The following is a 22,355-nucleotide window of genomic DNA, read 5'->3' as shown; positions in this document are numbered from 1 at the left end:
GTATATTAAGGACTATCTATGAAAAATATTGCATTAGCAATGCTAGTTGCGCTAGGTGTTTCAACGTCAGTATTCGCTGCCGGTGAAGAAGGTGCGGCTGCCGCCGCTTCTAGTGGCGGTGCCGCTGGTGGCGCTGCAACTGGCGCAGCCCTTGGCGGTGTAACCGCTTCTGGTGTTGCTATTGGTACAGCTGTGGTGGTCACCGCCACTGTTGCTGTTTCTGAAAGCAACAGCCAGTGACGGTACCACAGGTACAACAGGCACTAACTAATAAGCGAAGAGACTAAATCCACAGGGGTTTTTCTCCTATTTGAGCTTAGAAAAGACCAACTTTTTGTTGGTCTTTTTTTTATATGAGCAGCTCATTTTCTTTCTAAAAATTAACGTTTTAAAACCGTAACGACGATTGCTGACAATGATTAAGACTGTTAATCTAATCCGCTAAAAATGATAATCCAACTCGATAAACAAGGCTGTTTAAACAATGATTCCAACGTTAGGATGGCGTAATTTAGGCAGTGCAACGATGATATTCAGTGTTGTACTGTTAACTGGTTGTTCGCAAAGAATTTCCAGTGTCAACGAAACCCTCAAAGAAGCTTTTTGGGGCATTGACGATGTTGAACTCAGTGCCAAGCAAATTGCCGACATCCCTTTCGCCAGTGCCTACGTGAGACTCAATAACGGCCCTAAAGTTTTTATGGTATTGGCTTATGCCGAGAACAATCCTGCCACTGGCCAAACTCAACTCAAATGGATTTCTCAAGATCACGCCATGATCGTCACGGAACAAGGACGAATCGTTAAAACAATCAATTTTCCGGTGCAAAACTTGGCTCATCGGGACAGCTCTGCTGCACAAACGTGGGATTCCGCTTCAAATTGGCAAACTTACTACGACTGGCAAGCGGGCAATCAATACGGTTATATCGCCAACGTTTCGACCACCAAACTGAGCCGCGATAAAGTCACCTCTGAACTTTGGCAAGAAACCTTGGATCACTGGCAGGAAACTGTTGCCTACCCAGAACTTACGACCAGCATTCAAAATCACTATTGGGTGAGTAAAGAAGGCTGGGTACTCAAAAGTATCCAGCACATTGGCCCACAAATGGGTCAAATCGAAATGGATATTCTGAAACCATATGTGGAAGGGAAATAATGACCAAAACCATTCCAACTTGGCTGTTATTATGCTTAGCCAGCGTTAGCAGCACTTCTGCATGGGCGAATACCCCGACGACCGTAACCTTACCGATGCAACAGGTGATTTTACAATACAACCAACCGGTTCGGCTGGATCGCGTCTTGCTCGATGCCCAACAACAAGCCAACCAAACAAATCATTTAAACACTTATCACGAAGGTTATCGCTTGTTTTCTGGCGCGAAAGCCGATAAAGCGCAGGAACTCTATGCCGGCGTGAAAGCGCGATTAAGCGCGTTGTTAAACAACGACACCTACCGCGTCGCAGCGAAACAGCTACTCACGCAGCTCAGTGGTTACCAATACGGCTATCGAGAAAAGCTCAATTTGGATGTCGATGCCGTTCGCCTGAAGCCAGAGTTCAACCCGCTGTTGCCCGGGCAATTTCAACTTGAACTTGCCCAGCGCCCCAATTCGATTGCGTTATTTGGTCTATCCGAGCAGCAACAGATGACATTTAACGCCAACTTCACTGTTGCCGATTATATCGCCCGCTCTCGCTCACCCCATAAGAAGCATCACAGCGATGCATGGGTGATTTCTCCGGAAGGTGAGATCACTCACGTTGGTTATGCTTACTGGAATAATGCACACACGCATTTGAAACCAGGTAGCGCGCTCCTCGTCGGATTTAACGCCAGCGACCAAGAGATGGTTCAACTGGAACAAGATATTGCCACACTGATCAGCATGATTGAGGGTTCTGCGCTATGACACATTCGGTACGTTCGTCCACCGCATTGGCCTTTAAACTGAGCGCAGTGTGTATTGGCCTTTTCTCTGGCACATTCTCAAGTGCATTGTTGGCGTCCACACTCACCCCAGTGGCGCTAAAGCCCTCTCAATCTGATTTCGGTGGTGTGGGTCTGATGCAAATGCCCTCAGGCCGAATGACGGCTGAAGGTGAGTTTAATTTTGGCGTCAATGTGAATGATGACTATCAACATTTTTATACCTCCATTCAGCTGTTTCCTTGGTTAGAATCCACCATTCGTTACACGCGTGTTCCTGACATGCTGTATAACGCCAATCCAGACTACAGCGGCGATAACCTGTATACCGACAAAGGGATTGACGTCAAACTGCGTTTATTTGAAGAAGGCTATTGGCTCCCCGAAACCTCGATTGGTATTCGCGATATTGGCGGTACGGGGCTATTTGATGGTGAGTTTATTGCCGCCACCAAACGTTTTGGCAATCTCGACGTCACGCTCGGTATGGGATGGGGCTATGTTGGCCAAAGTGGCAACATCACGAACCCACTTTGTAAAGCCAGTGATTCTTTCTGCGAACGCAGCACAGAGACGAAAGAAAGTGGCGGCTCAATTGATGCTGGTCGTTGGTTCCACGGACCGGCGGCGCTGTTTGGTGGTATCGAATACCAAACACCGTATGACCCATTGCGGATCAAAGTCGAATACGACGCCAATGATTATTCGCAAGATTTTCCACATGTCACGGGTGGGAAGCCCATGACACAACACACACCATGGAACTTCGGGGTGCTCTATCGTTTGGGCGATTGGGGCGATGCCAAAGTCAGCTACCAGCGCGGCGACACCCTCACTGTTGGCCTAAACCTGTATACCAATTTCGATCAAATTGAGGCCATCTGGCGAGATGAGCCAAAAACGGCGGTCACGGCTCGCCCGGTTGCCAACCCGAATTGGAATGAAGTCAGCGAACAACTTGCGAGCAATGCGGGCTATGAGAAAAACACCATCCGTCAAGATGGCGACACGTTAATCATCACTGGTCAACAAACGAAATATCGTGATCGTGAAGAGGCACAAGATCGCGCCGCTGCGATTCTAGCCAATCATGCGCCAGAATCCATTCGTACTTATAAAATCGTAGAGCAACGCAATGGTGTTGACCTAACCGAAGCTGAAATTTCAGCGAGCGGGTATAAAAAAGTCGCTAACCACGACTATATCGGCGCAAAAATGTCAGATGCCACCACACACTCAGAACCGAAAACACCGGTGTCTGGACAGCAACTTGCGCAAAACAATCAACGCTGGGGCGCAGGCATATCCCCAGTGTTTCAACAATCATTTGGCGGCCCAGAGTCCTTTTACCTCTATCAAATTGGCTTCAATACCAATGCAAATGTCTGGTTGACCAATAACCTTGAAGCCAGTGGTTCGATTTACGTCAATCTTGCCGATAACTACGACAAATTTAACTACGTCGAGAACAACCCGCACATTTCCAACTTTGCGGTGCCGCGTGTTCGCACCATGTTCCGCGCCTACGTTCACGACAACCCTGTGCGTTTAAACAACCTGCAGCTGACGTGGTTCGAGCAACCGTTGCAACAAGTGTATACCCAAGCCTACGCGGGTTACCTAGAAACCATGTTTGCGGGGGTGGGCGGTGAAATTCTCTATCGCCCATTGAACAGCAATTGGGCCTTCGGTGTGGATGCCAACTTGATCTCTCAACGTGATCCTGACTCCTGGTTTGGTACCTTTAGCGATCCGTACGTCTACTATGATGGCTACAATGCCAGCAACTGCAGTGCTGGCGACGTGAGCTGTCAAGCATACGTACTCGACCAAGGCACAACCGGTCAAATTACCACTTATTACACGCCACAATGGGAGTGGATCGATAACACCCTGTTTAAAGTCAGTGTCGGTAAATTCCTCGGTGGCGATAAAGGGGTCCGTGTTGACTTCTCGAAACAGTTTAAGTCCGGTGTCATTGTCGGGGCATTTGCGACCGTCACGGATCTGACCACGGAAGAATACGGTGAAGGCAGCTACAACAAAGGGTTTTACGTTTCCGTACCGTTTGACATCATGACCATTAAACCATCCACCAGCCGCGCGAACATCGCATGGCAGCCAATCACTCGCGATGGCGGTCAGATGCTGGGACGTAAGTATCACTTATACGATCTCACGGATGCCCGTAGCCCTTGGTTTGAGCGAAAAAGCCAAGTTTCTGAAGCCAAATAAGTGATGTATTCAAGTGGGGTTAGTGATTCATTAACCCCACTTTTGCAAACTCTGTTTGTCTTGTGTAGCCACATCACCACGCCCGCGACTCGAATAGCCATGAAACCGCATTGCTGCTAATATTCGGAACATATTTCACGCATAAATGGAAAGACTATGATCATCGTAACTGGTGGCGCTGGCATGATTGGCAGCAATATTGTTCAGGCGCTCAACGCGCGCGGCATCACGGATATTCTGGTTGTTGACCATCTAAAAAATGGCCGCAAGTTCAAAAATCTCGTGGATCTCCAAATCGCAGATTATATGGATCGCGATGACTTCCTCACTCAGATTATGGCCGGCGATGACTTTGGCCCTATCGATGCCATCTTCCATGAGGGCGCATGCTCTGCCACCACCGAATGGGATGGCAAATACATGATGCTCAATAACTACGAGTATTCGAAAGAGCTATTGCATTACTGCTTGGAGCGAGAAATTCCGTTTCTGTACGCCTCTTCTGCGGCCACTTATGGTGAGACCGACACATTCGTGGAAGAACCTCAGTACGAAGGTGCGCTGAACGTTTATGGGTATTCAAAGCAGCAGTTTGATAATTACGTACGCCGTCTGTGGCTCGATGCGGAAGTACATCACGAGAAACTGTCTCAAATTACCGGTTTCCGCTATTTCAATGTGTACGGCCCACGTGAGCAACACAAAGGATCCATGGCGTCGGTGGCGTTCCATTTGAACAACCAGATGAACGCAGGCGAAAATCCAAAACTTTTTGCGGGCAGTGAACAGTTCAAACGTGATTTTGTCTATGTGGGCGATGTTGCGGCGGTGAACCTTTGGTTCTTAGACCACGGCAAATCCGGCATTTTCAACTGCGGCACCGGCAAAGCCGAGTCGTTTAACGAAGTCGCCAAAGCCGTGATTACGCATCATGGTCAAGGTCAGGTTGAAACCATTCCATTCCCAGAGCATCTCAAAGGTGCATACCAAGAATACACGCAAGCCGACTTGACCAAATTGCGCGCGGCAGGGTGCGATATCGAGTTTAAGTCGGTGGCACAAGGCGTCGCCGAATACTTATCGATCATCAACGAATGAATCAACAATACAACGTCATCAAGCTTTAAGAGAGAACAACATGAAAATCGCAGTCGCGGGGACAGGCTATGTCGGTCTGTCCAATGCCTTACTCCTCGCCCAACACAACGAAGTGGTGGCTCTGGATATCGTCCAAGAGAAGATCGAGATGCTCAACCGTCAGCAGTCGCCGATTGTTGATAAAGAGATCACGCAGTTTCTGACCGAAAAGCAACTGAACTTCACAGCGACAACCGACAAAACGTTGGCCTATCAAGACGCAGCATTTGTGATTATCGCGACACCGACCGACTACGATCCCAATACCAACTACTTCAACACGTCATCTGTTGAAGCGGTGATTCGTGATGTCATGGCCATCAATCCTGATGCGGTAATGGTGATCAAATCCACGATTCCTGTCGGCTACACTGAAAAACTAAAACAGGACCTCAACTGCTCAAACATTATTTTCTCGCCTGAGTTCCTGCGTGAAGGCAAAGCGCTGTACGACAACTTGTACCCCTCACGTATCATTGTAGGTGAACAAAGCGAGCGCGCCCAGACGTTTGCAAACCTATTGATGGAAGGCGCCATCAAACAAGATATTCCGGTTTTGTTTACCAACTCAACCGAAGCAGAAGCGGTGAAGCTGTTCTCGAACACGTACCTCGCCATGCGTGTGGCGTACTTCAATGAATTGGACTCTTACGCCGAAGTTCATGGCCTCGATAGCCGCCAAATCATCGAAGGCGTGAGTCTTGACCCTCGTATCGGCAATCACTACAACAACCCTTCCTTTGGCTACGGCGGTTACTGCCTGCCAAAAGATACCAAGCAACTGCTGGCCAACTATCAAAATGTGCCTAACAACATCATTGGTGCCATTGTTGATGCCAACCGTACACGCAAAGATTTCATTGCCGATTCGGTCATTCAGCGTCAACCAAAAGTTGTGGGGATCTATCGATTGATCATGAAAGCGGGTTCCGATAACTTCCGCGCATCGTCAATTCAGGGCATCATGAAACGCATTAAAGCGAAAGGGATTGAAGTGATTGTGTACGAACCTGTACTCGAAGAAGCACATTTCTTCCATTCCCGCGTGGTCAACGATCTGGAAGCATTCAAACAAGAGGCCGACATTATTGTCTCGAACCGCTTGTCCGAAGAGTTGAAAGATGTTGAAGCGAAAGTGTATACCCGAGATTTGTTTGGCAGCGATTAAACGTCCACCGGTACACCGCCATCATTCATCATCATGGATGTTATGGTGATGAATGAAACAGCCACCTCAGGTGGCTGTTTTTATATCCAAATACAACCCCGCCCCAATTTACTCAAGTCGCGGACGGAAAATTACTTTGTGCTGTCTGAATCACCACATTGCTTACTGTTTCCCACCCAGTTAACTGCTATACTCGGTCACAATTTTACTAAAAAAGCAATCCAATCTGAGCCACTTATGTCGTCATCACACTCTTCATCATCACCACGTAATGACCATGATGATTACGCTTATAATCCGCAGTTCAGTATGAACTTCCTGCATCCTCGTTACTGGGGAACTTGGTTGGCCGTGATCGTGGCCTGTGTATTGAGTTTTCTGCCGGTGGCAATCAAACGACTGATCGCCAAAAGCCTCGCCAAGCTCGCGGTCAACATCAAAAGTAAAGCCAATACTCGCGCTCGAGTGAATTTACGGATGTGTTTCCCAGAGCATTCCGACAGTGACCGCGAGAAAATCCTTGTTGAGATGTACATCACTTCCGTGATGTTTCTGATGGGGTTTGCCTCAACATCCCTGCGCAGCAAAGCTTGGCTAGAGGCGAATACGACCCTGCGGGGTTTTGAGCACGTCGAACAAGTTCTAGATCGGGGTGAAAATGTCATTCTTCTGGTCCCACATACCTGGGCGATCGATATTCCCGCAATCTTGTTGGCTTCGCGTGGTCACCCTGTTTCTGCGATGGCCAAAAGCCAGAAAAATAAAGTCTCTGACTGGTTAATGCATAAGCAGCGCGTGCAATACGGTGGTCGCGTGTATGATCGCAGTGTCGGGATCAAACCGTTCATCAAATCGGTCCGTAAAGACGGTTACTTGGGTTATTACCTGCCTGATGAGGACTTGGGACGAGAGCACAGCGTCTTTGTTGATTTTTTTGCCACTCAAAAAGCAACCATCGCAGGATTAGGTCGCCTTTCTACGTTGAGCAAATCGAAAATCGTGCCGCTGTTTGCCATGTTCAACAGTCAAACTGGCCAATATGAATTGGATTTCTATCCTGAGCTGCCTTTCCCAACTGGCGATGAACATCAGGATGCACGAATGATGAACGAATGCATTGAAAACTATGTGTCACAACGCCCAGAGCAATATATGTGGATTCTTCGACTGCTGAAAACGCGTCCAGATTCAGACATCAACCCATATCAAGTAAAGCTGTAAATGATGAACAATCTATTGAACAAGAAAACCTTTAACGAAGTCCTTTTGCTTCTACCCTTCGTGTTCGCTTTTGCTTTTATGATTTGGTTTGAGGGGGCAAGCAAAGCGTTAGTCATAACCACAGTTATTTCATTGCTGGTTTTTGTCATCGTGTTTAAAGGTGAAATTAAAAGCAACATTGCAAATGCAAGCCGTAAACCGTTCCATCTTTTGTTGTGGGTATTTAGTGTATTTGTCATCGCTCAATCCTTGTTACATGGAGTAAGCTCGCGAGAAATCAGAGCAGCGATCTGCCTATCTTTGATTGCACTCTATTTCCCATTTCAACGAATTCAACCCATTTATTATCAATCGCTCGTGGTTTTAGGTTGTTGTACGATTTTTTCAAATAGCCTTTACTTCAGCGTTATCCATGGTTTTAACCGGGAATTCGGAGTGATTAACCCCATACCCTACGCCAGTATCGCTGCTCTACTAGCCTTATTAGCGTTGCATTTTTCTTTCGGTGCACAAACAACTAAAGGAAAAGTCATCTTTGCAGGAGCATCCCTTTTCCCGATCATCAGCCTGATACTGACTGAATCCCGTGGAGTCTGGCTAGCGTTTATCTGTGCCTTTTTGATGCTATCTTGGGGACTGTTTAAGTTTACGATCAAGAAAATCATTTTCGTGTCAGTACTAGTTGCCTCATTGATAACGTTGCTCTCAGGTAGTTTTATCGAACAACGTATAGAAAAGACACAATACGAATTCGAACAAATTCAACAAGGTAATATGAATACATCTATAGGCTTAAGATTCCAAATGTGGGAAGCTTCTCTTAAGTTGGCAGATAATAACTGGCTCGTGGGCTTGGGGACTGATCATTTCGATAAATTTGAGCAACTGTATACCCAGCATCAAATAACAAAGGCTTTATATGACCTTCATCCACCTCATTACCACAACCAGTTTATCGACAGCGTGGTGAAATCAGGGCTCATCGGTCTGTTCTTTCTGCTATTGCTACTATTACTACCTCTGTATTTAGTTAGACACGCCGATAAGCGTACAAAAAATATTGTCCTCTCCGTGGTTGCATTGTATGTCGTCATGGGGCTTACCGATGCGCCATTTTATAATGGCCAAACATTTATTTTGTACGTCCTCACCATGCTTATTTTGATCAACACGTCCTTTCAGCCCACAAAACAGACGAACCATGTGAGATTCAGCGGTGCTTAAGAAATTAAAACAGTTCAACCGAGCATTACGCAACAAGCAGAAAAAACTCAAGTTGCGCTATTACTGTCAGCGCTTTGATAAGGCTCCCCAAACAACCGTGCCACTCCGTGACATCAAGAGTTTGGCGCTATTGCGTTGGGACAACAAACTGGGTGATGCCATCATGAGTGGTTTGCTGATCCAAATGTTGCAACGATACCGCCCAGACATTCAGGTGTCCGTCATCACACCAAGTTTTTGCGCAAGTTGGTTTGAACAATCAACCCAGTGCAACATCATTCCTTGTGGAAAACGGGGCGTGAAGACCGCGCGATCATTCAACCAATATCGCGGGCAATTTGATGCGGTGGTTGAACTCGGCACCAGTTTCGACTTTAAGGAATTGCTCGCCCTGCATGAATTGGGCTCAGCGTATAACATCGGGTTTAATAAAGAATCACATCCGATTTTCAACGTGTGTCTCCCCCATGACCATGTGCACTTTAAAGATCGCTACCTTGCGGTCGCGAAGTTGTTTTGTGATGTGCCAGAATCTGCTGACATTCCGTTGATTCCTTATTCAACATCAACAATCGTGGATCCAAAAACAACGACCGTGGCAATCAATCTATTTGGTTCAAGTAAATATCGTCAGTTTTCCAAAACGGAAGCCTACAAGCTGCTGAATCTTTGGCTACGTGATTTCCCGCAAGACACCCTTTATCTGATTCCCGTTCCGGGGAAAATTGAATTTCTGAAAGAGCTCGTCACTGAACTCGAAAATCCACGCGTGCAATTGTTAAGCGAAACACCGTCATTGGCATTTTCGTTGCAACTGCTCAGTCAGGTCGACTTGTGTGTCACGCCCGACACCTCTGTGGTTCATATGGCCAGCGCTTTGAATACGCCCATTCTGGCGATTTATGCCGACGACCCGCGCAATTTCCAAGAGTGGCATCCGCTATCAGATAAAGCAGAAGTGGTGTTTAACCCACCAGCCAAAGGTCGAAACGACCGTGTCTATGTGCATGATTTTGAATGGTCAGAGCTCAAGCAAAAGCGTAAATCTCTGCTATCTTCACACTAAAAGAGCAAAACGCTTGTGTTCATTCTTTCTCTACCGCCAGAATGAACACAGCATCAAACGAATCGAAGTATCGAATGAAAATTCTAGTGATTGGCCCCTCATGGGTCGGAGACATGGTGATGTCTCAATGCCTCTATACGCGTCTTAAGCAACAACATCCCGACGCCATCATCGATGTCATGGCGCCTGCATGGTGCAAACCCATTTTGGAGCGCATGCCCGAAGTCCACCAAGCGATCGAAATGCCGTTAGGGCATGGTGATTTTAACTTGCTTGGTCGCCGTGCCATCGGCAAATCGATGCGTGGCCAATATGATCAGGCTTATGTTCTGCCGAATTCCGCTAAATCTGCGCTGATTCCTTGGTTTGCCGATATCCCAGTCAGAACCGGTTGGAAAGGTGAGATGCGTTACGGATTGCTGAACGATGTGCGCCCAAATAAAAAATCCTTCCAATACATGACCGAGCGTTATGTTGCTTTGGCGCATCCCAAAGCCACCATGGTGGACTCCTCCTCATTAGGCGGCCTCGACACCTTGCCGCGCCCAAGCCTATATATTGACAAAGATGCTCAGCAACACACGCGCGATAAGTTTGCCCTTCACGCCACTCGCCCAATCATTGGCTTATGTCCCGGCGCTGAATTTGGACCAGCGAAGCAATGGCCAACCGAACATTACGCCGCCGTCGCTGCGGCGATGATCGATGCCGGGAAACAAGTTTGGTTATTTGGTTCGGCGAAAGATAGCAAAACCACACAAGCCATTGCGGCCGACCTCAGCGACGACCAACGAGCACACATCGTTGATTTGGCGGGAAAAACCAGCTTAATCGAAGCCGTCGACATGCTGGCCTGCTGCGAGAGCGTCGTCAGCAATGATTCGGGGTTAATGCATGTGGCCGCCGCGGTGGGTTGCCAAGTGGTCGGCGTATATGGCTCCACTTCGCCAACGTACACCCCACCTCTGGCCGTGAAAAAAGCCATTATTCACACCGAGATTGAATGCAGACCTTGCTTTAAGCGCGAGTGTCCATTGGGCCATTTGAAGTGTCTGAAAGAGTTAGCGCCACAACGCGTCATTGATGCATTAATGCAGTTCGATCACGCAGCGCAGGAGTAGAACGTTATATGCGCCTGATTTATACCCTGCTGCTGGTGCTGGCGAGCCCGATTTTGCTCTATTCCCTGTACAAAAAGAAGCCGGGCAAACCTGCGTTTGGCGTTCGCTGGAAAGAACATTGGGGCATGACCCCCAAGGTGACCGCCCAAAAACCGATTTGGATTCATGCGGTTTCCGTGGGTGAATCCATTGCCGCGATTCCGGTGATCAAAGCCATCAAACAAGCGCAGCCCAATCAGGCCATTGTCGTCACCACCACCACCAGCACGGGCGCAGAGCAAATTACCAAATTGGGCGATCTCGTTGAACATCGCTACATGCCGTTAGACTTTGCGTGGTGTGTCCGTCGCTTCTTGAAAGCAGTCCACCCTTCACAACTATTGATTGTGGAAACCGAGCTGTGGCCCAATACCTTAAAAACCGTTCATCAACAGGCAGTGCCAGTCACCGTGATCAATGCGCGTTTATCCGAGCGTTCTTGCCTTCGCTATCAACAGTTTTCCGCACTCTTTCAACTGATTCGCCCCTACGTCGATCGTATTTTGTGTCAGTACGATAGCGATGCTCAGCGTTTTCTTCGCTTGGGTTTTCAATCAGAACAAGTTCAGGTGACGGGCTCGATTAAGTTTGATATCGAGATCGCCCCCACCGTGCTTGAACAAGGGCGACAATTACGTGCAGAACTGGGCGAGGCACGCCCGGTATGGATTGCCGCCAGCACCCACGACGGCGAAGATGCCATTCTCCTCGACGCACATCAGGCGTTGCTGAAACAATTTCCAAATGCCCTATTGATCCTTGTGCCCCGTCACCCGGAACGATTTAACGCCGTGTTCGACTTGTGCATTCAACACGGATTCACCACGCATCGCAGAACCTCATCCGCCTCAATAGCACCAGGCACTCAGATCTACTTAGGCGATACCATGGGAGAGCTGTTGGCACTGATCAGCGCGGCCGATATCTGCTTCATGGGCGGCAGTTTAATCGGCGAGAAAGTCGGCGGGCACAATCTGCTGGAACCCGCCGCACTTGGAAAACCGCTGCTCAATGGTCTAAGCTATTATAATTTCAATGAAATAATGCAAATGCTACAAGACAACGATGCCGTGAGTATTTGCGAAAATGCACCACAGATTGCAGACAACCTTCAACAGCTTTGGGCGAGCCCCCAACTGATGCAACAGAAGGGAATCAACGCGCAAAACGTAGTGAAGCAGAATAGAGGTGCAATATCGCGCACTGTCGCCAATATTGCCCTACATAAAAATTAAAAAAATGCACTTGAATGCAGTGATGGTTAACACATGAACATAAAATTTTTAATTCGAGACTTAAAAATTGAAGGCGTACAGGTTGTAACCGTACGATTAGCCAGGCTTCTGCAGGCTAAAGGGCATGACGTGGAAATCATCACTCTCTTTCACGATATCGAATTGCCTCAGCTAGACGATTTAACAATTTCATGCCTCGATATTCCGACCCCGGTGAGGTGTGAGAGAACGATGCTCACGCGCTTCAAAGCTTGGTATCACGATGCTGAATTTGACTACCTCATTGCCCCACACAGTGAGAGTATCAAGCTCATCGCGCATTTTTCGGACTCACGCCTGATTCCATTTATCCATAATTCAGATGAGTGTTCCTATAACCAGCGCAGCTTTTTCAAGCGGTTTCGTTACCGTACTCGATTAGCGAAACGCCTCAAAGGGAAGCACGTTATTTCGGTATCAGAAAGCATTCGAAAGTTCACGACGCAATGTTGTGGTGACCGTCTTCTCTCAGCCAACGTGCTCTATAATCCGTTCGATGTTGAGACCATTCGCCACTACGCTTGCGAGAAAGAAGGTCTGACAATACCAGAAGAATATGTGTTGTTTGTTGGACGTCTGGAAAAGCAAAAACGCGTGGATCGCTTACTGAACGCGTTTTCTTACGTAAAAAATCCGACCATCAAACTGGTCGTATTGGGTGAAGGTTCGTTAGAGCTGGAACTAAAACAACAAGCCGAACAACTCAATCTCGGTGAACGCGTCCTGTTCAAAAAGTTTGATACAAACCCTTACCCCATCATCAAAGAAGCAAAAGCGGTGGTATTGACCTCTGATCATGAAGGATTGCCAACCGTCATTATTGAGGCGCTCATCCTCGGCACCGTGGCACTCAGTGTGAACTGCCCTTCCGGCCCAGATGAAATTCTTACCGGAGAGTTATCGAAATATCTGATTCACTCTTACGATGAACACGTTATCGCAGAGCACATTGACGCTCTGCTGGAAGAGAAATCCATCCCAGATTTATCGGTCGGGTATGAGAAATTCACTGCAGAACAGGTATATCAGTCATTTATGGCTATCGCCGCGCAATGGCATAACAATAAGCATTAAATCGTGGTTTGATAACCGGCCAGCAACGCCTGCCATTCAGGTTCCTGCCATTTGATATGGGCGCGTAACTGCTCTTTACGAAACGATCGCAGCAGTCGCGCCAAATTCTCCGCTTTCCAGCCATCGCCCTCTTGAATCGCACATTTATCAAAATCAATGATCCACACATGGTCGTGATCATCGAGCAGAATGTTGTGAATATTCAAATCGGTGTGATTGACCTGAGCACGGTGCAGCTTCGCCACCTGTTGACCAATACGATGATAAAGCGCCTCAGGCAAGGCTTTGTCTTGTAACACTGCCACCAAGTCCCGCGCGTTGGCGATTTTCTCACTGAGAATATCGGCCTGATACACGCAGCCCCGACGCAGGGCGCGAGCAGCAATCGGACGCGGAACATTCACCCCTTGCTCACGCAAATGATGCAGCAATTGAAATTCGGCGCAGCTGCGGGTTTGTTCCCACCCTTGAAACCAATAACTGTCACTGACCAATTTGCCGAACAAGCCGCCCCGGCGATAATGACGCAACGCGGCTGGCAACGCCGCCATTTGAACAAACCACGTGGTGCCACGCCCTTGCGCGCTACCAATCACCAGCTGATTCGCTTGCCAATATTCGGGGTCAAACAACGACGCCAACGGTTCATTGACCCATTGGTCGTCATACCAAATTGTCTGATGTTTGCTAAGCTGCTGCTGTTTGATCACGCTGGGTTCCCGCTATAGTGATTGACACACAAGGTGGCTGATCTCGTCAAAATTGGCATCTTCACACCAATAAAGAGAGGAAAAGAATGCGGTTATTTTACATTTATCGGTGGACTCTGCATAATTTAGCCTCATTAATTGAAGAGCTTATTTGATGCCACTGTTCACTGCGCCTCCGAAGTCGGTCTGTTTTCTGCGCCTGTCGGCGATTGGCGACGTTTGTCATGCCGTTGCCGCGGTTCAAAACCTGCAACAACACTGGCCAGATACCCAAGTAACCTGGGTGATTGGCAAAGTCGAAGCCCAATTGCTCCAAGGTTTGCCGAACGTTGAATTGGTCGTCTTTGATAAAAAAGCCGGCTGGTCTGGAATCAAAGCGGTTTGGCAGCAACTGAAAGGGCGTCATTTTGATGCGCTCGTGCATATGCAGTTAGCCCTGCGCGCCAGTTTGGTCACGCTGGGCATTCGCGCGCAGTACAAAGTGGGATTCAACCGCAAACGGGCCAAAGAAGGTCAGTGGTTGTTCACTAACCGCAAGATTGCCGATACCGAATCGGCGCACGTGCTCGACAGTTTTTTCTCGTTTACCGAATTTCTTGGCGTGCCACGCCAAACACCAACCTGGCACCTGCCGATTTCAGAAAACGATCGGCAATTTGCCCGCACGCAACTGGGCAGCCAACCGACCATCGTCATCAGCCCAGCCGCCAGTAAAGATGAGCGCAACTGGGTCACGGAACGCTACGCGCAATTTGCCGATTACGTCATTGCTCAAGGCTATCAGGTCGCCTTGTGTGGCTCTCCTGCACCGCGCGAGCAGAAACTGGCAGAGCAAATCAGCGCCTTGATGACGCATCCGGTGCTCAATCTGGTTGGCAAAACCAATTTGAAACAACTGACCGCCGTTTTGGGCGAAGCGAAGTTAGTGCTTGCTCCGGATTCTGGCCCAGCACATATTGCCACCACACAAGGCACGCCCGTACTGGGCTTATATGCCCACAGCAACCCGAAGCGCACGGGGCCATACTTTAATATCAAAGATGTGGTGAGTGTGTACGAACCGTTCGTGACCGAGCAGCAAGGCAAACCGCTGGAACTGCTGGCGTGGAGCACACGTGCCAAAGGCGCGGATCTGATGCAGGCCATCACGCTCGATGCGGTCATCACCACCTTTGATCGCATGATGTCAGCGACAACACAGTTAGGTAACCCAAATCATGGCTAATACCACTCCAACATTGGCGGTCGCCCTGATCGTGAAAAACGAAGCCAAGCACCTGCAAGCCTGCTTAGACACGGTGTATCAGTGGGTCGACGAAATCGTCATTCTTGACTCCGGCAGCAGCGATCAAACTGAAGCCATCGCTCGCCGCTATACCGACAAATTTTTCGTCAACACCGAGTGGCCAGGTTTTGGCCCTCAGCGCCGCTTGGCACAATCGCACATTACCTCAGACTATGTGTTGTGGCTCGATGCCGATGAACGCGTGACCGATGCGCTCAAAGAACAGATTTTACAAGCGGTCCACGCCGACAAACCCAACACCGTCTACCAGATTGACCGTCTCACCACCGCGTTTGGCAAACAGATTCGCTATTCCGGCTGGTCCCCCGACTGGGTCACGCGTCTTTACCGCACGCGCGACACACAATACAACCAAGCCTTGGTGCATGAGAGCGTAGAAATCCCATCCGGATTTCAACTGCGGTCGTTAAAAGGTTATCTCGAGCATTACACCTTTGAGTATCTGCCACAGTACACCGCAAAAACGCAGCAATACATGAAAGCGTGGGCTGACCAACGTGAAGGACGCAAGAAAGCGTCGTTGGGCGGCGCAATCCTGCATGGATTTTTCCGCTTCTTTAAAATGTACGTGATTAAACGCGGGTTTCTCGATGGTCGCCATGGCTTACTGTTGGCGATGTTAAGCGCCAACACCACGTTTACTCGGTATGCGGATTTGTGGCTGCGCGACTACGTACGCAAGCAGGAGCAAAAACAGAAATGAACATCTGCCACGTTAACTTGGCATCCGGCTATCACGGCGGAGAAAACCAGACACTGCAACTCATCAAGCAGCAGATTCGCATGGGCTATCAGCTAACGATTGTCGCCAACCCCAAAAGCCCGTTTTTTGCGCGTGTGTCCGAGCTGCCTTGTCGAGTCATCGCCGCCAGCCATTATTTACTCCAACATGGCAAACGCGTGACCGATGGCTGTGAATTGATTCATGTGCATGAAGGCCGAGCCATTTACTGGGCTTGGCTGCAACACGCATTGCATGGTGTGCCATATATGGTGACGCGTCGCATCGACAATCCGCTGCGCAAAAAATGGTTATCGAACCAAGCTTATCGTCAAGCCGCGTTGTTGGTTGGCCTGAGCCATGAAATCGCGGCCCGCATTCGTGACGCGTACCCAACCCAAAGCATTGAGATCATTCCCAGCTCGCCAGTCGCCTACCCGATTGATGAAGCCAACGTGGCGCGCATCAAGCAGCAATTCAGTGGCAAATTTCTGGTCATCCACGCCGCAAACATGCTCAAACACAAAGGTTTTGATGTCACCCTGAACGCAGCAAAAGCGTTGGCTCAGCGCGCCCCTGAGGTTCATTTTGCACTGTTAGGCGATGGCAAAGAGCGAGCCGCCCTAGAGCAGCAAGCCGCAGGCTTACCCAACGTGTCGTTCATGGGCAAACAAAGCAACATGGGCGACTGGTTTGCCGCAGCCGACTTGCTGGTTCACCCCTCGTACAGCGAAGGTTTGGGCTCAGTGATTCTGGAAGCGATGGGCAATGGCTTACCAGTAATCGGTGCTCGCGCGGGCGGTATCCCGGATATTATCGACCACCAAGAGTCAGGGCTTTTGATTGAGCCTGGCGATGGCCTCGGATTGGCCGATGCGATTGAAACCATTCGCAGCGACGCCACGTTGCGCGAAAAGCTCGCCATCGGACGCGAGAAAAAACTGCAAGGCTTTCTGATTGAGAATACCGCCAAACGCTATGAGCAGCTTTACGCTCGCGTTGCGGCCGGAAAGTTATAATCTAGGCTCGCGGCACGAAGACGCGTCAGCCACCAAATTTGAACACCGCTGCAGTTTCGCTGCGGCTGAGGTAATGTGAGACCATGAAAATCTTAATTTTTAGCTCCTATCGTGATGCCTGGAACAGCGTGCGTCCGGAAGCGGAGATGTTTATTGAAATGGCCAAGCTCGGCCATGAAGTGACCATCATGACGCAAGGCGATGCGGAGTATGTGCCACGTTTTCGCGACAACGGCGTGACCATCATCGACTGCTATCCGAAGAAAAAGATTTGTCTCAACACGATTAAAACTTTGCGTCACGCGCTGCGTCAAGAACGTTATGACGTGGTGTATGCCATGAATTCCAAAACCATTCCCAACGCGGCATTTGCCTGCATCGGCTTCAAACACACCAAACTGGTGAGCTATCGCGGGACAGTTGGCGGGTTGTATCGTCACGATCCCACCGCCTACCTGACCCACTTGCATCCTCGTATCGACGGCATCAGTTGTGTGGCACAGGCGGTGACTGACGATGTGCGTAAACATGTGTGGAAACGCGCCGACAAAGTGGTCACGATTTACAAAGGCCACGACATTGCTTGGTATCAAGCGCAGCCGGCGAATTTAAGCGCACTGGGACTGCCGGACGACGCTTTCAGCGCCATCTGTATCGCCAATGCGCGACCAAGTAAAGGCGTACACGTGCTGCTTGAGAGCGCGAAACAACTGGCGTCATTGCCGAATTTACACTTGCTGCTGGTTGGTCGCGATATGGATACCGAACAGAACCTGAAATTGGCTGAAGCAAGTGGCATGCGCGATCGCATACATTTCCTCGGTTACCGCAAAGATGTGCCCGAACTGCTGGCGGCAAGCCAAGTACAAGTTCAGCCTTCGATTAGCGGAGAAGGCTTACCCAAAACCATCATTGAAGCGATGGCGATGGGCATTCCTTCCGTGGTGACCACTACCGGCGGTGGTAAAGAACTCTTGATCGACGGCGAAACCGGATTCGTTGTGCCGGTGAATGATGCCTCAGCCATCGCCGATAAAATTCAGTGGCTGTACGCGTCTGAGCAACATCGTCAAGCGATGGGCTACAAAGCGCAGCAGCGGATGATCAACGATTTCTCCTGTCAGGAAAGCGCGCAGCAGCATTTGGACTTTTTCCAATCATTATTGGATGAAAAATAATCACGCTTGCCGTCAAATTGTCATGGTTTGGCGGCACAGTTTTGTTTAGCATACCCCTACACGCATAAACACTGAGTAGAACATTGTGAATTCAAAAAGTATTTCCCGCGTTATTTACCCGGGCACCTTTGACCCCATTACCAACGGCCATCTCGATTTGATTGAGCGAGCTGCCAGCATGTTTGATGAAGTGATCATCGCGGTGGCTGCCAGTCCAAGCAAAAACACCCTGTTTACGCTGGAAGAGCGCGTGGCCTTTGCCAAAGCGGTCACTTCACATCTGGATAAGGTGACGGCAAAAGGGTTCTCTGGCTTGATGGTGGATTTTGCCAAAGCCGAAGGCGCCACCGTATTGGTGCGCGGCCTGCGCACTACGGTCGATTTTGAATACGAATTCGGTCTGACCAACATGTACCGGCGCTTGATGCCCGGGCTGGAGAGTGTGTTCCTCACCCCGGCGGAAGAGTACGCATTTATCTCCTCATCGCTGGTCCGTGAAGTCGCGATTCATGGGGGCAACGTGGATGCGTTTGTGCCTGAGTTGGTGGCCAACGCGCTGCACAGCAAAAAGATTGTGGAATAACGTCACACCTCAAAAAAGGGCTGCTCACTGAGCAGCCCTTTGTCTTGATGTATTGCGCCAGTTTATGGCGTCATCGGTAGCACTTGCGAACGCAGGTAATAATCTTGCAGCAACGAGTACTCTTTGCCCCAGTCTGTCTCTTGCGGTGGGTTCTTCTCCGGTCGGGCTTGATTCAACAGCAGATTGTGTTCGTCCCACGCATAAAACAGCCCCGAGCCGCTATTGCTGAATGCGCCTTGTTCACTGATGGTGCGCGAAGCATTAAAACCGATGTTGCTCACTCCGCCTTGGGCCAACAGGTTTTCGCCGCCTAAACTGATGTAGTCCTGATTCGACAAACTGAAATGATACAAGGTCGGAAACAGGTCGCGATGTGAACCAATGCGCTGCGGATCATAGGTAAATGGCGTGTGATCCAAAATCGGCTGCGGCACATCAAGGAAAAATGGCACGGCGAAGGTTAAGCCGTATTCGGTCGGCTCATCGGTGCTGCTGTAGCGCATGCGGTGATCACCCGTGACCGCAATCACCGTGTTGTCCTTCAACTTGTCTGAGGCTTTGACTCGGCCGATAAACTGGCCCAACGCATCCGATGCATACTGGAACGTGTTGAGCAACACTTTCGCCTGCGCCCCTTGGTAGCCGATCAACGTCGCTAAACGTTCACTCATGGCCGTCGGTTTGGGTTGGTAGTAATTCGGCACTTTGTACGGCGAATGGTTGGTGACCGTCATCATGAAAACCAACGTCGGCTTCTGAGCCTCTTCAAGGATTTTATTGGCAAAACGGAACATGTACCCATCCGGCACACCCCACGTACCAGAATATTGAGACGCATCGGGAAATGCTTGGATGATGTCGTTCTCATCATAAACGCGATCAAACCCTTGCACGGGCAAGTAATTGGCCAGATTTCGCCACATGCCATTACCGCCATACAGAAACACCACCTCATAACCTGCGCGTTTGTACGGCAAAATGGCCGAACTTGGCAAAGCAATGTTTTGAATTGACGAGTGGCTGATCGTCGCCACCGGGCTGTGGAACAGCGTCATGACGATGCTGTCGATGGTCGCCGACGTGCCCGCCATAAAACGCTCAAATAAGAAACCCTTCTCCCAGTATGGGCGCAGGCTGCCCAGCAGATCGTTTGTCTGCGGATCGTCTTCCACCAAAATATTCATGCCCATGCTTTCCATCATCGCGACCACAACATGCGGTGGATGGTCGGCTAGAAATGGGTTGGTCGGTACATGATAGTTTGGCGTTGGCTGACCGAGCATTTTTTCCATCTGCGCCGTCAACGCACGTTGTGAGACCGGGTCAAAATGGCGCTGCTCTTTGTAATCGGTCGTCGCCCAATCGAGCGCCATAAACACGTTCGGTGTGATCATATTGAGCGGTTTGTATTGCGACACACTGGCGTGATAGCGCTTGAGCGGATGGCTGTCGAGCGAACCACGAGCGACCGCGAACGTGACGATGATCGTCATCAAAACCACCAGCGACGTCACACCCCAATGCCAATACATACGGGGGTTCAATTGCCCCAGCGACGAACGCAGGAACCAACGCGACGACACATAGGCCAGCCCAGCCGTTGCCACGGCCAAGAACGCGCCACGCATGATAGGGTAATCCTGCCACATATTGATCAGCACCGCGTCGGTATCATCTTCCCACAAACCGAACACGAACAGGTCCACATGGCTGCCGTACGTCAGGTAGTAGTAATAATTCCCGATGCAGCCCACCACATACAAACCGGCAATCACGCTGTGATACCCGAGTGCGAACTTGAGCCAACGGCGATAGGCCGCATGAAACGCCGCGGCAATCAGCCCACTGAGCAGCAGCGGCGCATAGGCAATGGCCGTCACTTTGGCATCAAAGCGCCCCCCCACCCAAAATGCGCGCCAAATATCATCATCGACCGCATGCGTCGGTAACACATCACGAATGTGGAGAAAAAAGACCACTCGAGCAATCAGTAAGATACAAAAGGAAAAGGCAAAACACTGAAGGAGAAACAGGCAGAGCTGGCGTAGGTGTGGTTGATACTTCATTTTCTTGAACAACAGGCAGAAAAATACAATGAACGACGGCAAATTGTCGCGTTCGGAATTGACTCAGTAAATCATTAGCAAGAATGATACCGATGTTGGAGTCTCAATGTCCCAAAATGTTCCAGCGCATTGCCAGATTTGATGGATGATCGTCTGAGTTCCCGGTAAAACGGGAGATTATCGTTTACAGCTCGGGGCGCTAGCCCCGGCTGTAAAGAGTGTGGAAGGTATCGCTATGCAGAATAGAATTCTTTGTACCATTTCACAAAATTCGCCACGCCTTGTTCAACCCCCATCTGAGGTTTGTACTGCGTTGCGTTGAATAGGTCTTGCGTGTCAGCATACGTGACATACACGTCACCCGGCTGCATCGGCAGCATGTTTTTCTTCGCTTCAATCCCCAACGCCGATTCCAGCGCTTTGATGTAATCCATCAATTTGACCGGGCTGCCATGGCCAATGTTATACACACAGTAAGGCGCGGAACTGGTTGCTGGCGATCCCGCTTCCACGCTCCATTCAGCATTTGGCTCCGGCACCACATCTTTAATGCGCAGAATGCCTTCCACGATGTCATCAATGTAAGTGAAATCGCGCATCATATCGCCGTTGTTGTACACATCGATCGCGTCACCCTTGAGGATCGCTTTGGTGAACTTAAACAATGCCATGTCCGGACGTCCCCACGGGCCGTACACGGTAAAGAAACGCAGCCCAGTGGTTGGCACGCCGTACAGATGCGAATAAGTATGTGCCATCAGCTCATTGGACTTTTTGGTCGCCGCGTAGAGTGACACCGGGTGATCCACGCTATCCGACGTGTTGAACGGCGTTTTGCGGTTCAGACCGTACACTGAGCTTGACGATGCATAGACCAAGTGTTTGATTTTGTGGTGACGACAACCTTCTAGAATAGTCAGGTGGCCAACCAGATTGCTGTCGGCATACGACATGGGGTTATCAATTGAATAACGCACACCCGCCTGCGCCGCGAGGTGGATGACTTTGTCAAACTGCTCAACAGCAAATAGGTCGGCAATCGCTTCGCGATCCGCGATGTCCATTTCGATAAATGAGAAACGCTCATGCGCGGCACGTTCCAGACGTGCATCTTTCAACGCCACATCGTAGTAGTCGTTCAGGTTATCAATGCCAACGACATCGTGCCCTTCGGCACACAGACGCTCAATGACTGCTGAGCCAATAAATCCTGCGGCGCCAGTTACTAAATATTTCATCACCATTCTCTCTTCAGAACGAAAGCTCCACGCGTTAT

At 49.6% G+C, this 22,355-nt stretch carries 20 protein-coding genes; 17 read left to right on the top strand and 3 right to left on the bottom strand.

Going from position 1 to position 22,355, the window contains the following annotated elements:
- Positions 1-18 precede the first annotated feature (18 nt).
- From VFA_RS23530 to VFA_RS18720, 12 genes are all read left to right on the top strand, one after another.
- Positions 19-240 (top strand): hypothetical protein, encoded by a 222-nt coding sequence (locus VFA_RS23530; protein ID WP_004728430.1) that lies wholly within the window; start codon positions 19-21, stop codon positions 238-240.
- Positions 241-526: 286 nt separating this feature from the next.
- Entirely contained in the window at positions 527-1,162 is a 636-nt protein-coding gene (locus tag VFA_RS18770; RefSeq protein ID WP_004728429.1) for a YjbF family lipoprotein, read from the top strand.
- Complete coding sequence (locus VFA_RS18765; RefSeq protein WP_038152554.1) at positions 1,162-1,920, top strand: capsule biosynthesis GfcC family protein; 759 nt, start codon at positions 1,162-1,164, stop codon at positions 1,918-1,920. Before VFA_RS18770 ends, VFA_RS18765 begins: the two co-directional genes overlap by 1 nt.
- The gene (locus VFA_RS18760; RefSeq protein ID WP_004728427.1) at positions 1,917-4,172 is read left to right on the top strand and encodes a YjbH domain-containing protein; all 2,256 of its coding nucleotides are present in this window, start codon (positions 1,917-1,919) and stop codon (positions 4,170-4,172) included. The genes VFA_RS18765 and VFA_RS18760 overlap by 4 nt, the downstream gene beginning before the upstream one ends.
- Before the next feature lie 156 nt (positions 4,173-4,328).
- The gene (gene rfaD, locus VFA_RS18755; RefSeq protein WP_004728426.1) at positions 4,329-5,270 is read left to right on the top strand and encodes an ADP-glyceromanno-heptose 6-epimerase; all 942 of its coding nucleotides are present in this window, start codon (positions 4,329-4,331) and stop codon (positions 5,268-5,270) included.
- Positions 5,271-5,310: 40 nt separating this feature from the next.
- The gene (locus VFA_RS18750) at positions 5,311-6,477 is read left to right on the top strand and encodes a nucleotide sugar dehydrogenase (protein ID WP_004728425.1); all 1,167 of its coding nucleotides are present in this window, start codon (positions 5,311-5,313) and stop codon (positions 6,475-6,477) included.
- Between the two features lie 237 nt (positions 6,478-6,714).
- Entirely contained in the window at positions 6,715-7,698 is a 984-nt protein-coding gene (gene lpxM / locus VFA_RS18745) for a lauroyl-Kdo(2)-lipid IV(A) myristoyltransferase (protein WP_038152552.1), read from the top strand.
- On the top strand, positions 7,699-8,922 hold the full coding sequence (locus tag VFA_RS18740) for an O-antigen ligase family protein (protein ID WP_004728423.1): 1,224 nt from the start codon (positions 7,699-7,701) through the stop codon (positions 8,920-8,922).
- Positions 8,915-9,988: a glycosyltransferase family 9 protein gene (locus VFA_RS18735; protein WP_004728422.1), complete on the top strand. Its 1,074-nt coding sequence runs from the start codon at positions 8,915-8,917 to the stop codon at positions 9,986-9,988. Before VFA_RS18740 ends, VFA_RS18735 begins: the two co-directional genes overlap by 8 nt.
- Before the next feature lie 74 nt (positions 9,989-10,062).
- Positions 10,063-11,109 carry a lipopolysaccharide heptosyltransferase II gene (waaF, locus tag VFA_RS18730; RefSeq protein ID WP_081454509.1) on the top strand — a complete coding sequence of 349 codons (1,047 nt, stop codon included), beginning with the start codon at positions 10,063-10,065 and terminating at the stop codon, positions 11,107-11,109.
- Positions 11,110-11,117: 8 nt separating this feature from the next.
- Complete coding sequence (waaA, locus tag VFA_RS18725) at positions 11,118-12,383, top strand: lipid IV(A) 3-deoxy-D-manno-octulosonic acid transferase (protein ID WP_004728420.1); 1,266 nt, start codon at positions 11,118-11,120, stop codon at positions 12,381-12,383.
- Between the two features lie 33 nt (positions 12,384-12,416).
- A complete protein-coding gene (locus tag VFA_RS18720) occupies positions 12,417-13,496 on the top strand; it encodes a glycosyltransferase (protein WP_081454508.1) in 1,080 nt (359 codons plus the stop codon).
- Here VFA_RS18720 and VFA_RS18715 read toward each other — a convergent pair.
- Positions 13,493-14,206, bottom strand: a complete 714-nt coding sequence (locus VFA_RS18715; protein ID WP_004728418.1) for a 3-deoxy-D-manno-octulosonic acid kinase — start codon at positions 14,204-14,206, stop codon at positions 13,493-13,495. The genes VFA_RS18720 and VFA_RS18715 overlap by 4 nt on opposite strands.
- Positions 14,207-14,360: 154 nt before the next feature.
- Between VFA_RS18715 and VFA_RS18710 the strand changes: the two genes are divergently transcribed.
- From VFA_RS18710 to coaD, 5 genes are all read left to right on the top strand, one after another.
- Positions 14,361-15,431 (top strand): glycosyltransferase family 9 protein, encoded by a 1,071-nt coding sequence (locus tag VFA_RS18710; protein WP_004728417.1) that lies wholly within the window; start codon positions 14,361-14,363, stop codon positions 15,429-15,431.
- The gene (locus VFA_RS18705) at positions 15,424-16,215 is read left to right on the top strand and encodes a glycosyltransferase family 2 protein (RefSeq protein WP_004728416.1); all 792 of its coding nucleotides are present in this window, start codon (positions 15,424-15,426) and stop codon (positions 16,213-16,215) included. Before VFA_RS18710 ends, VFA_RS18705 begins: the two co-directional genes overlap by 8 nt.
- The gene (locus tag VFA_RS18700) at positions 16,212-17,252 is read left to right on the top strand and encodes a glycosyltransferase family 4 protein (protein WP_004728415.1); all 1,041 of its coding nucleotides are present in this window, start codon (positions 16,212-16,214) and stop codon (positions 17,250-17,252) included. Before VFA_RS18705 ends, VFA_RS18700 begins: the two co-directional genes overlap by 4 nt.
- 83 nt (positions 17,253-17,335) lie before the next feature.
- A complete protein-coding gene (locus VFA_RS18695) occupies positions 17,336-18,430 on the top strand; it encodes a glycosyltransferase family 4 protein (protein ID WP_004728414.1) in 1,095 nt (364 codons plus the stop codon).
- A gap of 85 nt (positions 18,431-18,515) precedes the next feature.
- A complete protein-coding gene (gene coaD / locus VFA_RS18690) occupies positions 18,516-19,013 on the top strand; it encodes a pantetheine-phosphate adenylyltransferase (RefSeq protein ID WP_004728413.1) in 498 nt (165 codons plus the stop codon).
- A gap of 62 nt (positions 19,014-19,075) precedes the next feature.
- On the opposite strand, the gene VFA_RS18685 is transcribed toward coaD, so the two are convergent.
- Together VFA_RS18685 and VFA_RS18680 are read right to left on the bottom strand one after the other, a co-directional pair.
- The gene (locus tag VFA_RS18685; protein WP_370447155.1) at positions 19,076-21,079 is read right to left on the bottom strand and encodes an LTA synthase family protein; all 2,004 of its coding nucleotides are present in this window, start codon (positions 21,077-21,079) and stop codon (positions 19,076-19,078) included.
- A 233-nt stretch (positions 21,080-21,312) separates the two neighbouring features.
- Entirely contained in the window at positions 21,313-22,317 is a 1,005-nt protein-coding gene (locus VFA_RS18680) for an NAD-dependent epimerase (RefSeq protein ID WP_038152568.1), read from the bottom strand.
- Positions 22,318-22,355: the final 38 nt, after the last annotated feature.

It is taken from the genome of Vibrio furnissii CIP 102972 (assembly GCF_000176175.1).
In the GTDB taxonomy this organism is placed as follows: Bacteria; Pseudomonadota; Gammaproteobacteria; order Enterobacterales; family Vibrionaceae; genus Vibrio; species Vibrio furnissii.
This window is presented reverse-complemented; position numbering and strand designations above follow the sequence as displayed.